Here is a 16,248-nt window from a genome sequence, read left to right on the forward strand (position 1 = left end):
CCATCGATCTCCCGGTGTATTCGTTATCGCCTTGTCAACAGCCATCATCAGTCCCCCATCCATCTTGTAGCGCATGCGTTCATCCGTTGCTCATCTATCCATTCATCAGCCTTAATCAAAGTCCGAATGGCCATATTCCGCATTCCATCTCGCCAGGACGGGCAACACAAGAAAATGATTGCTGTCTTCGCGTTCCCCCAGGCTCCATTCTTCCATATGGGCCATGCACAGCTCGGCCAACTGCGAGGAAGACGATTCCCGCAGCTCCTTGCTCCAGTAAGCTCCGTGCCGCTCCTGCAAGCGCAGAAGCAAGCCCTCCAGCTCCGAGCGTTCAAGTCTGACCGCGCCATTGTCTTCCTTATAGCGGGAATGGCTCTCCTGATGCAGTTGCCTGCGCAGCTCGCCGGCGAGCAGCAGCACCAGATCGGAGACTCCGGAGAGCGTCGGGAACAGCTCGGCTTCGCTCGTCAACTGAGGGTGGAAGAACAGCAGGCCTTCCCGGTAACGCCGCGCCTCCATCCCCAGCATTCGCTCCATGTGATCCATGATGTACCGACGCTGCTTCAGCACATAGGGGAGCAGCTCCGCATCCCATTCCTTATCAAGAACGGCCGGCTCGAGCAGGAACCGACGGAACACGCGATGCCGCTTCCGGGCATTGACTCCGTCCTCCGTGTCGACGTAAGCGACCGGATCGGTCAGCGCCCCCATCTCGCGATAGGAATTGAGGTCTTGCGGGAAGCGCCGGAGGACGTAGCGGGAATGAGGCGAGCATTCGTACAGCGCATTCTTGCTCTCGCTCGCCGCCCAATCGCTCTCATCCCCGTCCACCAGGATCAGAACGCCGAGGGCGGACAGCTTCTTCAAGGCCCGCGTCATCGACAGCCGGTGATGATAAATTCTCCAGTCCGCCTCCAGTCCCGACATCGCCATCTGTTCCTTGACCTCTTCCACGATGTGCGACAACAGGAATTGATCAAGCTCCGTCTTGCCCTCCAGATACCACAGCGCGTAAGTGAAGAACACATAATCGCGAACTTCCCTGAACTCCTCGAAGCCCATCCACGCATGCGGAACAACCGGGGTTCGATCCAGCTTCGCCAAGCTGCGCGTCATCAGAAGCGGGAAGCCCGCGATATCCATGAACCATTCCCGCAGCTCCTCGTAATGATCCTTGATGGCGAAATACAGCTCCGGGTCCTTATCCTTCGATACCCAAGGCCTGTTCAGCAAGGCATGCGCGCACGCTTGCTTGCGCTCGAGCGCTTGCGCCTCACTCGCTTCCGACCGGAAGGAACGCTTGGCCTGTCTGACGGCTGCGCCTCCGTTCTTCCTCACGATGAGCTCCCCCCTTCCGTACCTGCTGCTCCGTCCACTCCTGCCGCTCCAACCGCACCTGCATCCGTTCTGGCTTCCGCCTTCATCTCCGCCGTCGCCGCCGCTTCGCGAGCCGCATCGGTCAGCGCGAATTCGAATTCGTAATCCGGCAGATGAAGCTCCCCGTCCACTGCGCGCAGAATCGTTCGCACCTCCGTCTTGGCATTCTTCATCGCGATGCGAACCCCTTCGGGCGTCACGAACGTATGCTTCGGAGCGGAATTGCAGCGGCCGATCCATTGAAGGAGACGAATACGGGTACGCGAATCAATCCGCCCGAGGTCCGAGATCCGAAGCGTTCCGCTGCCGACCAGCGCCCGGATCGCCTCCCACTCTTCCGCTTGCCTGCGCATATACGCTTCCCGCTCCCGTTGCTTCCGTTCCTCGTTATCCGGGATCGGGTCCGAATCCTGCTTGGCCCCTCTCTTCCGGCTGCGAGACCGGAGGTTGCGAAGCGTCGGAACCTCGTCCCACATCGACTGGTCCGCGCGGTCCGACGTTCGGAGATCTTCCCCTTGCAGGTGCCTCGTCTGGAAAAGCCCAAACGCAAGGCCGGCCAACTGATGTGCATCCTCCAGCTTCTCGAGCCCGGCGAACCACCTGCCCAGGTAGTCCAGCTCCTTCTTGCGGCTGACGCCGGATCGCTTGCGCTCCTGCATTCGGATCACGCTCCGCACGATCCGCGCGATGGCGTCCTTCGTCGACCGTTCAAGCAATGTCAGCTCGGAAGGCGCGAGACCGTCGCCAAGGAACCAGCGCTGCAGATTCGACCAGCCCTGCTCCAATTCGGCCAACAGCGATTCCTTGGACGGAGCCTCCTCCATCCGAGGCTTGTCCAAATCCTCCGCCGCCACCCGATCGAGGAACAAGTCCCGCACCCCTGCGTTAATTCGCTCCAGGTTTCCTTCTATCTTATAGGCGCTTCGCTGCAGCGCCTGAACGAAATTTTGCAAATAGTTGGTCAACCTGTCCTTGAACACGAGGAAGGACTCCGCCACCATCATCTCTTCCGCTCTGGCCGTCTGCAGGCTGGCGATGTAGTCGGCCGCATTCTCATGCAGCTTCTTGAACGCCTCATACAGCGAAGTCCACAGCTCCAGCGCAGCTCCGGGAGACGAATCCCAATCCATTCGGCGAATGGCGAACAGCTTCTCCGCAATCGAATCGAACAGCGTCGATTCCAGCGAGCCTCCATACCCGGTTACCTTCTCAAGCGTCTCCAGCAGCCTCTCGATCTCGATCGAGTAGGGGCGCATCAGATACTGCATTTTTTTCTTCATATACTCGTCCAGCGTCGAAGCCCGGCCCCCGTCGTGCCGCGAAGCCAGATTGCCCCACTGCTCCAGCTGCTCCAGGTCGGACACGCATAAATCGAGAGTATAACCGGAGAGCTCCTCGTCGCCCGCTACTCCGGCGTAAATATCTTCAGGCTTCATCCAGTATCGGAGCCGCTTGTACTCCTGGTAGAAAAATCTCATGATGGTGCGATATCGGACAAAGTTGTCGGCGTTCACATACTTCATCTCGGGCACGCTCCGGAATGCGCGGTAATCCATTGGCTTGTCCACTTGCGTACGTCCCTTCTCCCTATGGTCTCCCCTTCTGCGTCCAGTTCATTATATCGATTATGACAGAAGACGACATCAACAAAAAGCAAAAAAGACACCCAACGCCGGTTATCCGGGCGGTGTCGTCTTCTTGGGACTATTGGCGTGCGCTCAGCGTCAGTCGGCGAGGGCTTCGTTCGTGATTCGGGCGATGTCGATGGCGGATTCCGAGCCTTCGTTCACCATGTCAGGCAAAATCCCGCTCAGAAAATAATCGACGCAGCGAAGGTTGATCCCCTTGATCTTGATCAGGGCGGAACGGTACATGACGACGAACTCCTTCTCGGTGTTGCCCCGCTTCAGCTCCGCGAATGCCTCGTAAATCTGATCCAGCTTGTCGGCCACTTCCAGAATCCGTCCCTCCACCGAATCGTCCTTCCCCTCGCGCAGTTGCCGACGGAAGATGGGCTTGAACTCCTCGGGGATGTGCTCTTCGATGAAGTGGGCGACCATGCCCTCCTCCACTTGCTGCAGCATGGCTCGCAATTCCAGCGAGTAGTGCTTCACCGGCGTCTTGATGTCCCCGATAAAAATCTCGCCGTAATCGTGGCTGCTCGTGATCTCGTACAGCTTTTTCCAATCGACGGTCGCTCCGTGGCTCTCTTCGATGTCCGCCAGCGTCTTCGCGTACTGGACGACCTTCCATGAATGCGCCGATACGCTGTGCTCCTGGAACTTGAACTTGCCCGGACACCGGATGATGCGCTCCAGGTCGGTCAACGATTGGAAGTACGTATGAATGCCCATGCGCAGATTCCTTTCCTTGTTGTAGTAGTTGCGGGCGAAGTCGCCTTACGCTTAGTTTACGATTCAATTGTTAATGGAGAATAAACGGACAACATTGACATTCGGCACAATCGCGTATACATTTGTATACATCGAACATATGTATACGTATGTATACAATACGAGGTGGAAAAACATGCGTGACGGACACAGAGGAAGGCACGGACAGCGCGAGCAATGCGAGAACAAGAACGCCCAGACGTTCCGCCGCGGCAGAGCGCTCTCCTTCCTGGAGAAGCTGCAGAGACGCCGCACAACGCTTCAGCGGCAAGTTAATGACCCGGATCTGGAAGCGATCAAGCCGGTCATCAGCGGGGAATTGAAGGCGACGGAATCGATCATGGACGAATTTATCCGCGTGTTCCAGTTGTACGAGAATGAGAACGCTTCCGAAGAACAGCCGCCCGGCGGCGCTCCCAACGCTTCAACCGAGTCAAACGGTTTGGCCGATTCGACAGATCCAGGCGAGGAGACCATCGCGGACCCACAATAAGCTGGAGGAAGGGATTTAACTTGAAATCGGAAGGCTTGCTTAAACCTTATTTTGCACAGACCTGGCGTTTCTATCTCATCTCCATTCTGCTGCACGCCTCCGCCAGCCTGATTTTCGCCTACTTCCCCAGAGTGCTCGGCGACTTCACGGACCACTTGCAGAGCGGCAAGCTCGTGACGAACGATATCGCCCGCTACGGCTTGCTGCTGCTCGTCATCGGAGCGTCCTACTCGATCATCGGCGGATTCGGGCAATATCTGGTCATGTACGTCGGCCGCTTGTTCGAGAACATCACCCGGCGCCGGTTATTCTCGCACTTCTCCGGGCTCAGTGAGCATTACTATTCGAAGAACGGCGTCGGCAAGATGCTCAGCTACTTCATGAACGACGTGACCGGTGTCCGGGAGGCCATCTCGATGGGCATCAACCAGCTATCGATGGCGACGATGCTTCTCCTGTCCTGCGTCGGGTCGATGATCGCGGGCGGCATTCCGCTCTACCTGATCGCCGCCTCCGTCATGCCGCTGCTGCTGATCCCGTGGATCGTAACCCGGATCGGCCCCGTCATTCGCCAGCGGTCGAGGAAGGTGCAGGAATCGCTGGGCGAGATGACCGAATCCGCGGAAGAGCAGTTTAGCGGCATTCGCGTGACGAAGAAGTTCGCGGTCGAGCCCATCATGATCCGCCGCTTCGGGGCGCATGTCGACCGCATCCGCGACAACCAACTGTCCCTTGTCCGGATGTCGTCGCTGTTCCAGGCCATCGTCCCGTTCCTCGGGTCGCTCTCCCTTATCGTGGCGCTCGCGTTCGGCGGCTATCTGACGGTGACGGATCGCATTACGCTTGGCGACTTCGTGGCGCTCACCATGTACATTCGCATGCTTATGAACCCGCTGCAGCAGATCGGCAACGTCATCAATACGCTGCAGCGGTCGCGGGCATCGCTGCAACGATTGACGGAGCTGGTTGCCGTGCAGCCGGATATCGTCGAGGCCGAGGACGCCTCCGAGATCGATCTCGGGCGCTCTCCGCTCCGCATTCGGAACCTCACCTTCACTTACCCGGAGGCGAAGCGTCCCTCTCTGCAGCAGATCGACCTGGAGCTTGCGCCCGGCATGACGCTGGGCATCGTCGGCCGCACGGGCAGCGGCAAGACGACGCTTGTCAAGCTGCTGCTGCGAATCTATGAGCCTCCGGCCGGAACGATCCGGTTCGGCGACACCGACATCCGCGAGCTTACGCTGGAGAGCTTGCGGGGCCAGATCGCTTACGTGCCGCAAGACGGCTTTCTGTTCAGCACGACCATTCGCGACAATATCGCCTTCGCGAGACGGCAAGCCGGGCAGAACCAGGTCGAGACGGCCGCCAAGCAAGCGAGAATCTACGACAACATTCTCGATTTCCCCGACCGCTTCGAGACGAAGCTCGGAGAGCGCGGCCTCACGCTGTCCGGAGGCCAGCGCCAACGGACGAGCTTGGCGCGCGGCTTCATCATGCAGGCTCCGCTGATGATTATGGACGACAGCGTCAGCGCCGTCGATGCGGTGACGGAGACCGAGATCGTGCAGACGATCGATCGCGAACGCCGCGGCAAGACGAACATCATTATCGCCCACAAGATCAGCGCCGTTAAGCACGCGGATCTGATCATCGTGCTCGAAGGCGGCAAGATCGTCCAGCGGGGGCGGCACGAGGAACTGGTTGCGACGCCGGGGCCGTACGCCGAGCTTCACACCATTCAAGAGGAGGGAAGCCGCTATGCCCACGGCTATTAACAACTGGCAGATGGATCGCAAGACCGGCGGCCCCGGCAAGCAGGAGAAGCCCGAGTATCGGTCGGCGTTCCGAATTCTCGGTTCTTATGTAGGACCGCACCGGGCGACCTTCGCCTGGGTTGTCGTCTGCACGCTGATCGCGATCTCCTCCGAGCTGTTCCAGCCTTATCTGGTCAAGGTCGCGATCGACGACAACCTGATGGCCGGCAAGAGCGACTACGGCAGTCTCCTGGTCATCTGCGCCGTTTATCTCGGCTTGTCCTTGTCGGGTCTCGTCTTCACCTACTTGACGAACAATCTGCTGCAGTTCGCCGGGCAGAGCATCGTCGCCCGAATTCGCAAGCAATTGTTCGAGCATATCGCGAAGCTGTCGATGGCTTACTTCGACAAGACGCCGAGCGGCAGCCTGATCACCCATGTCTCGAGCGACACCGAAGCGGTCAACCAGTTCTTCAACCAGGTGCTGCTGACGCTGCTGCGGGACGGGGTGACGCTGATCGCCATTCTCGGCATGATGTTCTATCTCGATTCGACGCTTGGCCTGTATTGCCTGCTCCTGCTCCCGCTCATCGCCATTATCGCGATCTCCTTCCGCTCCTATATGCGCAAGACGTACCAGATGGCGCGCAGCCGGCTGTCCCGGCTTGTGGCGTTCGTGGCCGAGAACCTGTCGGGCATGAGCCTGATTCAGGCGTTCCAGCAGCAGAAGGCGCAAGCGGAGCAGTTCAAGGAACGCAACGAGGCCTACTTCTCCGCGAACGTCCGCGAGATTCGGACGAATGTCATGTTCAACCGCACCTTCGAGCTTCTCGGCAACCTGACGATCGCCTTCGTCGTCTGGGTCGGCGGCAAGTCCGTACTCGGCACAACGCTCGAATTCGGCGTCCTATACGCGTTCATTACGTATATCCGCCAGTTTTTCCAACCGATCAACGCCATTACCCAGCAGTGGAACACGCTGCAATCCGCCACCGTCGCGGCCAACCGGATCTGGGGAGTGCTTCAGACGGAACAGGAGGTGACGGACCCTGCCGAGCCCCATCCGGTCGATCTCGAGTCGGTGCAGGGACGAATCGACTTCAATCGGATTACGTTCGGCTACGCAAGCGACTCGCCCATCTTCCGCGGGCTGGATCTGCACATTCGCCCGGGCGAGATGATCGGCGTCGTCGGGACGACCGGTGCGGGCAAGAGCTCGCTTGTAAGTCTTCTCTGCCGGTTCTACGACGTGCAGGAGGGCAGCATCCTCATCGACGGAAGCGACATTCGCGAGCTGCCGCAGGCGCAGCTTCATCGTATCGTCGGCCTGATTCAGCAAGAGCCCTATCTGTTCGCCGGCAGCATCATCGACAATGTCCGCTTGTTCGACGAGTCGATCTCCCGGGAAGAGGTCGTTCGCGCCTGCGAATTCGTCGGCGCCGATCCGCTTGTCCGGCGAATGGCCGAGGGGTACGACACAAGGCTGTCCGACCGGGGCAGCGGGCTGTCGGCAGGCGAGCGGCAGCTTCTGTCCTTCGCCCGCATCCTTGTTTTCCGGCCGAAGGTGCTCATTCTGGACGAAGCGACGGCGAACCTGGATTCGAAGACGGAGCAGCTCCTTCAGGAAGCGCTGCATATCGTGTCGCAGGGCCGAACGACCATCGTCATCGCCCACCGGCTGTCGACGATTATGCACGCCGATCGGATTCTTGTTCTCCGACACGGGGAGATCGTCGAGTCCGGAACGCATCCGGAGCTTCTCGAGCGGGGAGGGTACTACGAAGAGCTGTACCGCCACTCGCAAGGGGAACACCAAGCGGAGAACTGCGGATAAGCGAGGCAAGGATAAGAGAGGCGCGAATAGCAAGAGCGCCAATCGGCTGCGATAACAGAGGCGATTCCCGCGAGAAGCACAGGCTTCCGCAGGGATCGCCTTTTCCCGTCTCTTCCCGTCTCTTCCCGTTTTGTCTCATCGTCCGCTTCTCGTCCCGCTCGCCTCATTTCGCACCGTCTCACCCGTTCGTCCCCTCTCGCGCCGATCGCCGGCCTGCTGAATTTCCCGCAGCAACAGCTTAACAACGCCGCACACAAAGCTTAAAAAACTTCATTCCGTGCGATGACAAGAGTTGGTAGTTTAATAGCTGAGGAAAGCGCTTCCCGAAGCAGACTCTATCTTAACGTCAGGAGGAACGCCAAACGATGTCCAAGCAACGAATCCATTCCGGAAGGAGCATTCGCATGAACAAGCCGATCAAGCTGATCTTATCGTTCCTATGCCTCGCCTTGGCGTGCATGCCGTTCGGCCCCCTCGTTCCGGGCTCCGTCCCGGCCGCGTCGGCCGCCGGCGATACGCTGAGCTTCCCGGCCGCGGAGGATACGTTCGTATCCAACTTCAACAATCAAGGCGACAGCACCGGAATCGCGCTCAATTCCAAGAAGCTGATCTACGGCAAGCTGCGCCACGCCTATCTCAAGTTCGACTTGTCGACGATCGATACGAGCCGGTACGCTATCGACGAGATGACGATGACGCTCACCTTCCGCAAATCCCACGCACCCAACGAACTGGTCTTCACCGAGAGCGAATCGACCTTGTCGGGCTCCTCCGACGCGTGGACGGAAGACAATCTGACCTACAACAACCGCCCGAACGACATCGCCGGCTCTCCGACGGCCACCTTGAACGCAACGTCCAACGGAGAGGAGTCGCTGTCCGTCGATCTGTCGACGATTGTCCGCAACGCGTTAAGCAACGGAAGGTCCATCGTCAGCATTCATCTGACGACGGCGCAGGTGGACGATTCGACAGTCGCGGCGAGCGAGCTGTACTCCTCCCGGAACACGTCCAGTCAGCCCGGTCCTTCGCTGGACGTCTCTCTCGGCGCGCCGATCGCCGACGACGGAGTGGACCGGACGACGCTCACCGCGCTTATCGCCGCAGCGAATTCGCTGACGGAGTCCGTCTACACGCCGGAGACGTGGTCCGCCCTTGCCGCCGCTCTGAGCGCGGCCATCGCCGTGAACAGCGGAGCCTCGACCCAGGAGGAGGTCGATCAGGCCGCCCTGCTGCTGCAGACGGCAATAACCGCTCTGACGGAAGCGGAGGTGCCCACCAAGCTCGCCGCCCCGGGGATGGGCGATTACTTCACGGACAGCAAGACGGCCGCCATGATCTTCAAGCTGAGGAATGCCGACGGCAAATATGTCAAGGTCGACTCCGACACGGAGAAGCTGTCCCTTACGGCCGATGCCTCCGAGGCTTCCCCGTTCGCCCTGTACGTTCTTGACTACTTCGCCCATGTGAACCATTCGGAGCCGGAGGTCGGCGCCACCCGAACCGCTTATTCGCTCAAGAGCCTGGTCAACGGCAAGTTCCTGACGATCCAGAATGACTACACGGCGGAGCAATTCCTGAGCAACACCCACCGCTATTACAATATCGCAAGCGGCGCCGAGAGCGGCACGAGTACGAATCGGACGTTCGAGGTCAAGGCTTCGGCAAGCGTTCCGGGCTGGAACGAGCGCTTCTACATCGATCATTATGCGAGCTCGGGCTATTATCGGATCTTCTCCCACCTGTCGACGATGCGGGACGATGCGAACTTCAGTCTCTTTAATGTGAGAATGACCGACGATGCGATGCTGAGCTCCGGAACGTCGGCGGACAACACGGAGTATCGGTTCATCTTCGAGGAGGTGACGGGGGCGGATCTGCTCGAGGTCAGCCAGGTGACGGCCGGCAGCGCCGCGGAGCTGATCTGGCGCCCGGTCAACGGAGATGCGGAGCCCGCCCATTACCGCGTAACCGGCAGCGTTGCGTCCGTCGTCTACGACGGAGCCTTGATGCGGGCGACGCTTCCGGAGCTGAGCGCAGGCGTTCACACGCTGGCCGTCGACTACGAAGGAAGCGGCTATGAAGCGCATGCGGACGTGAAGGTGCGAATCTTTAACCATCCCGGCATCCTGCTGACGACGGACGATCTGGACCGGATGAAGCAGCATGTCCTGGCCAAGGAAGAGCCTTGGTATTCCGACTACCAGCGGCTGCTGGACAGCGTTCCTTACGGGGTGGCCGATTCCGAATACGAGACGACCGCTCTCTCCAATGTCGGACGCGGCGGCTCTCCTTCGGACTCGGGCAATATCGGCTACTTCGAGAAGGGCGGCAATGCCGCTTACTTCAACGCCTTGCAATGGGTAATTACCGGGGACGACGCCTACGCCGAGACGGCCGTCGATATTCTGAACCGCTGGGCGACGACGCTGCAGGTGATCGACGGGCGCGACCGCATTCTCGGCGCAGGCATCAATGCCTACAAGTTCGCCAGCGCGGCGGAGATCGTCCGGTATTACGACGGCGGATACGCCGGGTACGCCGACAGCGACTTCAAGGCGCTTCAGGAGATGATGGTCAACGTCGTTTATCCGGTTATCCAGGACGCGGCCGTGCCGATGATCGCCAACGGCAACTGGGATCTTGCGGCGATGGTCAGCATGCTCGCGATCGGCGTTCTGTGCGACAGCACGGAGATGTTCGACCGGGCGATGAACTTCTACCAGGACATCCATGTGAACGGCTCCATCTTCGCTTACGCGAACGACTCCGGGCAGACGATGGAGACCGGCCGCGACCAGGCGCACGCGATGCTCGCGCTCGGCTATATGGCCGAGCTCGCCATGATCGCTTACAACCAGGATGAAGACTTGTATTCCTTGTACGACAACCGGCTGGCCAAGGCGTTCGAATATCTTGCGAAGTACAACCTGTACTCGAAGGAGCTCTACGGCGAGGATGTTCCGTTCGTCGCCATGCCGAACGTATTCGGCGATACGAGCAGAGGCTATTACGGAGCCGGCTTCGACCGGGACAGCAACGGCCTTAACCGCGGCGAGCTTCGCCCCGTCTTCGAGCAAGGGCTTGCCCTCTATACGAAGGTCGGCGGCGCGGACATGACGTGGACCAAGCGAGCGGCGGAAGCTTCGCGCCCGCAGGCGATGGTTCACTTCGACAATCTGAACTTCGGCACCTTGACTTATTACAACGGAGAGCCGACGAACGGAAGCGGCCCTTACTTCCAGTTGAGAACGCGTTGGGAGCCGCTCTATCAGCGGAACTGGAGCACGGTGGACGGCGAGCTGACAGCCGAGACGTTGAACTCGTATTACGAGATCGACGAGAGCGGAGAGCTGACGACCAGCGTCATGAAGAAGGACGCTCCCTTCTTCCAGCTCGTCTCCAATAACGACGGCACGTATTCGATCCGTTCGGTTCTTACCCGCACCTACCTGTCGGTGAAGGACGAGACGGTCGGCGATGCCAATGTCATCCGGGCCGACGCGACCTCCGTCGGCGACAACGAGAAGTTCCTGCTCCGCTCCAGCGGGGTCGGCCCCTTCTTCCTGGCCTCTCCGAAGTACGACAACCGAATCGTTTACCAGGAAGCGGCCGGCTCGGGCAGCGGCGCCGTGCTGACGCTGCGGCTGGGCACGAAGACGCTGTCGCAGATTGCCGACGTGGCGGACGTGACGACAAGCGAACGGCTGATCTTCATGTACAACACGAAGGAGATCGCCCTGCAGGGAATCGCGGAGCCGACCGGCGACGCGCCGGTCATCGCCGCCGCCGCGCTGGCGGGCGGCACGGTTGGAGCCGCCTATGCCGCGGCCCTGACGGCGACCGGAGAAGGCATCCGGTGGACCGTCTCGGAAGGCGGTCTGCCGGCCGGACTGGAGCTGTCCGAAGCAGGCGTCATCGGAGGAACGCCGACCGCGCCCGGAACGTACGCGTTCACGGTCAAAGCCGAGAACGACTACGGCAGCGACGTTAAGCCGCTTAGCATAACGATCTCAGCCGCGGCAACGCCTACGTCTCCTTCCGTCTCCATTCCGGAACAGACCGGGGAGGAGACGGCGGACCCATCGCCGAAGAGCGCCGCCCTTAACGGTATTAGCGGCGCCTTGACCGAGACGGCCGACGGCGGCTACCGGCTGTCCGTCTCCGAGCAGCAGGCCGCGAGCGCCCTTGGCGACGACAACCTCTTGAACATAACCGCGAACGATATCGAGGATCTGATTGTGGAACTGCCCGTTCGCGCCCTGGAATCGTCCTCGGTGACGATCGAGACCGGTTCGGGAACCGTCTCGATCCCGAGCGCGGCCCTTCTGAAGATGGGGGCGGCCGAAGGCGACTCGCTGTCGCTTCGCATCCGGCCGAACGGCGTTCGATTCGAGCTGCTGAAGGACGGCCAGCCAACGGCGTATGACGGAACCGGCGCGCCGCTGACGGTTACCCTGTCCGTCACGAAGCAGGACGGCCACAATTCCGGGCGCTACGTTGCCGTCAAGCGGGAGAACGGCAGGAACGTCGTGCTTCCGCTGGCGATCGAGGCCGGAGGCAAGATCACATTCGCGCTCGCTTCCGCCGGCGACTACGCCGTGATCGATAACGGCCAAGATTACACGGACGTCTCCGCTGCCGATTGGGCTTCCGGGAATATCGCCTTCGTGACGGCCCGCGGCTTGTTCGAAGGCACAGGCAACGGCCGCTTCAGCCCGCAGACCGGCATGACGCGCGCGATGTTCGCGCAGACGCTGGCCAATCTGGAGGGCATTCAAGCGGACGGCCAAGCGCCTTCGACCTTCGTCGACGTGCCGGGCCAAGCGTGGTATGCGGCAGCCGCAGCTTGGGCGGCCGAGAGCGGCATCGTCAGCGGCACCGGCCAGGACCGCTTCGATCCCGGCCAGCCGGTTACGCGCGAGCAGATGGCGGTTATGCTGTTTAATTACGCCGCTTATAAGGGCTACAAGCTGCCGGACGGCGCAGCCGCGCCGATCGCCGACGGAGATCGCGTAAGCCCGTGGGCCGTCGAAGCGGTTAACGCGTTGGTCGCGGCAGGGGTGTTCACCGGCAAGCCGGACGGCAGCTTCGACCCGCACGCCGCCGCCAGCCGCGCCGAGACCGCAACGGCGCTCGCCCGCTTCGTTCGGGCGCTGAGCGCGAGCAACTGAAGCAAGCTTCTCTGCGAACGATTCATGCCGCAAGCCGATGGAGCCGCCCTCTTGCTCACTCTCTCCGCCGCTCTCTTCGTCCACCCTCTTCCTTCGCTTTTTCCGCCAATCGGTCCTTCGCCCCTCCAAGGTCCGGCTCCTCTCCGCGACCCGAGTCCAGCTTCGAACCGTTCTCTTGCTCGATTCCCTCGCGGAATCTATCTGCTACGCTAAGATCAGCAGCCAACGCAAGGCGTGGCCGCGCCAAGAGAAAGCGAGGGCAAGCCGCATGATTCCTGCCATCAGCCGCTCAGACAAGCCTATCTACGTCCTGCTGACCCATACCGGGACTTTATTTACGACACTGATCCGGGGCGTTACTTCCGCCCCTTATAATCACGCATCCCTCGCGATGGACGCGGAATTAAGCCGCCTGTACAGCTTCGGCCGCAAGCGCCCGCGCAATCCGCTGTCGGCGGGCTTCGTCGAGGAGGATGTCTACGAAGGGACGTTCAGCCGTTATCCGAATACGCGCTGCGCGCTGCTTCGGCTGCGGGTCACCGATGAACAGCGGGCGGAAGCCTGGGGAACGATCCGCGCCTTCCAACAGAACCGGGACGACTATCGGTACAACCTGATCGGTCTGCTCGGGGTGCTGATGAACCGTGACCTCTGCCGCAAAAACGCTTACTTCTGCTCCCAGTTCGTTGCCGAAGCCCTCCGCCGCTCCGGAATTCCGCTGTGGGACCGCTCTTCCGCCCTTGTGACCCCCGATGATTTTCTGCGGCATGGCTCATTCGAGCTTGTCTACGAAGGCAATCTGTACGATTACCCGCTTCTGGACGTCAAGAGAATCGCTGCGAGAAGTGCCGGAACGGCGGTCCGAACCCGCGCGAATCCGGATGGCAGCATCGCCTTGAGTTAGACGGATCGAGGAGGACCAAGGGTGTTCCGTTCCTGAGGTCTGCGGCGTTCGGGAAGGTTGCCTCGGAGGGCGGGGCCGCCTACAATGGGAGATAACAGTCCGGGCAAGCTTCGAGGCGACTGCCGCTCGAATCTCCCTGATTCCAATCCATCGCTGCGAAGGAGCTTTGCCTTATGTCCCTGAACATCGACCCCGTTCAATCCAACGACCAGATCGCCGCTGTCTCCCGACTCGCGCACGACATCTGGAACGAGCATTACTCCAGCATCATCACCCAGGGACAGATCGATTACATGGTGGAGACATTCCAGTCGACCGCGGCTATCGCTGAGCAGCTTCGCCTCGGCGGCTATTCCTACTATTTAATTGTGCTCGAGGGGAATCCGATCGGCTACCTAGCCGTGAAGCCCGATGACGGCAAGCTGTTCCTGAGCAAGCTGTACATTCGCAAGGACCATCGGGGAAGAGGGCTCGCCAGCCGCGCCTTCGCCTTCGTGGAGGATCTATGCCAAGCGGACGGGCTGTCCGCCATCTGGCTGACGGTTAACCGCCACAACAGCGGATCGATCGCCGTCTACGAGAAGAAAGGCTTCCGCACCGTGCGCACGCAGGTTGCCGATATCGGCGGCGGCTACGTCATGGACGATTACGTGATGGAGAAGCCGGTCGTCGCTGTCGGCTCGTGCCCCCTCTCCTAATCAGGTGACTCAGGTGACTCAGGCGATTTTATGCGATTTTTCACATTCGTCATCGCGGATTCAGGTTGAATCGAGCAGTTTTATGCGGTTTTTAGCATACATACCGAAGTTCGCGGCGGAATTTTTTCCATATATGTGATTTTTCGCATAGAATCGTCCGAATGGCCCGTTAACGGGCGGCACGAATGTGAAATTTCGCATAAATCCCGGCACCGGCCCCCCTCGGCATCTTCAACAGCGCCCTCCCAAAAAGCCTCCAGCGCGCGCGAACGACACCGGAGGCTGGAGGCTTGCGTGACTTTGGAGCAAGTCGCCTTCTACTCGAATTCCGCGATGAACCGATTCCACTTCCGCTGCCAGGCGATGTCGTTCCAGAACGGGTGATGCGGCGCGCAGTTCGAGCATAGCGTCATCCCCCAGAAGCCGAGCGCCATGCCCTTGCGGAGGCAATATTCCGCGATGAACTTGCCGACCGGCCCTTCCTCGAAGCCCGCAAGCAGCGGCGTATAGCCGACGTAGCCTTCCCCGATTGCGATCGGCAGCCGATAGCGGCGGTTCCAGACGGCGACCTCGTCGAAGCGGTCGTCCGCCTTCTGCAGCATGGCAAGCCGGTGGTCCGGGTAGCGCTCATACAGGAACAGGTCCCACTTGTCCGGATCGGCCCAATCGTGCAGGTAGATGAGCTTCATGCCGACCGGATTGCCTTCCATCCGCCACTCCTGGCCGGGGGGCAGCGTCCATGCTTCGAACGGAGGCGCGTCATCGCGGAGCAGCGACCTTACGAACGGGTTGGGGAAAACCGCGCTCTCGTCCGCCAGCCCCGCCTTCGCCATCAGCTCGTTCAGCACGCCCTTGATGTAGAGGTGGAAGTGGCCGACCTGCATGTTCCGCGCAAGGAATTCCTTCGGGTACGCCTCGTTCAGCGTATAGCTGGCCGTCATCAGAATGTCGGGATGACTCTCCCGCAGATAGCCGATTGCCTCTTCGATATAGGGCTGCATCGCCTCGACAAGTCCCGGCGTGTCGCTCCCGGCAATGCCCCGGGCGGTGCCGACGGCCGTCAGTTGGCCGAATTCGACCTCGTTATGCAGCTCGGCGTAGACAATCCGGTCCCCGTAACCCGCAGCCTTGACGAAGCGGATAAGCTGATCCAGCGACCTCGCGATCGCCAGGAACCGCTCCTCCGGCGGAATCGCCGCGAGCTCGTCGCGCAGCTCGGGATGAGCGAGGAAGCTCGGGCTCTGCTGATACTCCCAGGAGGAGAGCATGATGTAGCAGCCGTGCTCCTTCGCCTGCCGGAACAGCTCAAGCAGATGGGCGTGGCCGTCCAGCTCGGCGCCTCCTTGGCAGTTGTACCAGCGGGTGCGCTGCCCGACTTCCCCGAGATTGCCCAGCTTCAGCAGCCCCGGACGCTTGCCGTCCGCAGTGAACAGCAGATACGGCATCGCGCAGATGCGGATCGTGTTGTAGCCCCGGTCGACCGCTTCCGCGAACCGAGCGCCGAGATCGCGATACGGTTCTCCCGGCAGCGTCATCGTGTACCAGGAGAAGTCCCACATCGTAATCGTCAGCTTGCGGGGGAGGTGCTCCGGAACATGGCCCATGGGAAAATTCGTCTCGA

General features: G+C 60.5%; 10 protein-coding genes. 6 read left to right on the top strand and 4 right to left on the bottom strand.

What is annotated here, in order from left to right; translation table 11 throughout:
- Positions 1–111 precede the first annotated feature (111 nt).
- The 3 genes from E6C55_RS28415 to E6C55_RS28425 form a co-directional block, all read right to left on the bottom strand.
- Complete coding sequence (locus E6C55_RS28415; RefSeq protein ID WP_136373220.1) at positions 112–1,338, bottom strand: TIGR02678 family protein; 1,227 nt, start codon at positions 1,336–1,338, stop codon at positions 112–114.
- A complete protein-coding gene (locus E6C55_RS28420; protein WP_136373221.1) occupies positions 1,335–2,945 on the bottom strand; it encodes a TIGR02677 family protein in 1,611 nt (536 codons plus the stop codon). The genes E6C55_RS28415 and E6C55_RS28420 overlap by 4 nt, the downstream gene beginning before the upstream one ends.
- A gap of 156 nt (positions 2,946–3,101) precedes the next feature.
- The gene (locus E6C55_RS28425) at positions 3,102–3,731 is read right to left on the bottom strand and encodes an HD domain-containing protein (protein WP_136373222.1); all 630 of its coding nucleotides are present in this window, start codon (positions 3,729–3,731) and stop codon (positions 3,102–3,104) included.
- Positions 3,732–3,906: 175 nt separating this feature from the next.
- Here E6C55_RS28425 and E6C55_RS28430 point away from each other — a divergent pair, with 175 nt between their 5' ends.
- The 6 genes from E6C55_RS28430 to E6C55_RS28455 all read left to right on the top strand — a co-directional run bounded on the left by E6C55_RS28430 (position 3,907) and on the right by E6C55_RS28455 (position 14,627).
- Positions 3,907–4,263 carry a hypothetical protein gene (locus E6C55_RS28430; RefSeq protein WP_211093666.1) on the top strand — a complete coding sequence of 119 codons (357 nt, stop codon included), beginning with the start codon at positions 3,907–3,909 and terminating at the stop codon, positions 4,261–4,263.
- 20 nt (positions 4,264–4,283) lie between these two features.
- Complete coding sequence (locus E6C55_RS28435) at positions 4,284–6,038, top strand: ABC transporter ATP-binding protein (protein ID WP_136373223.1); 1,755 nt, start codon at positions 4,284–4,286, stop codon at positions 6,036–6,038.
- Complete coding sequence (locus E6C55_RS28440; RefSeq protein ID WP_136373224.1) at positions 6,022–7,851, top strand: ABC transporter ATP-binding protein; 1,830 nt, start codon at positions 6,022–6,024, stop codon at positions 7,849–7,851. Before E6C55_RS28435 ends, E6C55_RS28440 begins: the two co-directional genes overlap by 17 nt.
- Positions 7,852–8,216: 365 nt before the next feature.
- A complete protein-coding gene (locus E6C55_RS28445; protein ID WP_136373225.1) occupies positions 8,217–13,025 on the top strand; it encodes an S-layer homology domain-containing protein in 4,809 nt (1,602 codons plus the stop codon).
- A gap of 268 nt (positions 13,026–13,293) precedes the next feature.
- Positions 13,294–13,929, top strand: a complete 636-nt coding sequence (locus E6C55_RS28450; protein ID WP_136373226.1) for a C40 family peptidase — start codon at positions 13,294–13,296, stop codon at positions 13,927–13,929.
- A gap of 173 nt (positions 13,930–14,102) precedes the next feature.
- On the top strand, positions 14,103–14,627 hold the full coding sequence (locus tag E6C55_RS28455) for a GNAT family N-acetyltransferase (protein ID WP_136373227.1): 525 nt from the start codon (positions 14,103–14,105) through the stop codon (positions 14,625–14,627).
- Between the two features lie 317 nt (positions 14,628–14,944).
- Here E6C55_RS28455 and E6C55_RS28460 read toward each other — a convergent pair whose 3' ends face one another.
- On the bottom strand, positions 14,945–16,231 hold the full coding sequence (locus tag E6C55_RS28460; RefSeq protein ID WP_136373246.1) for a cellulase-like family protein: 1,287 nt from the start codon (positions 16,229–16,231) through the stop codon (positions 14,945–14,947).
- Positions 16,232–16,248 lie beyond the last annotated feature (17 nt).

The organism is Cohnella fermenti, from assembly GCF_004801405.1.
GTDB lineage: Bacteria > Bacillota > Bacilli > Paenibacillales > Paenibacillaceae > Cohnella > Cohnella fermenti.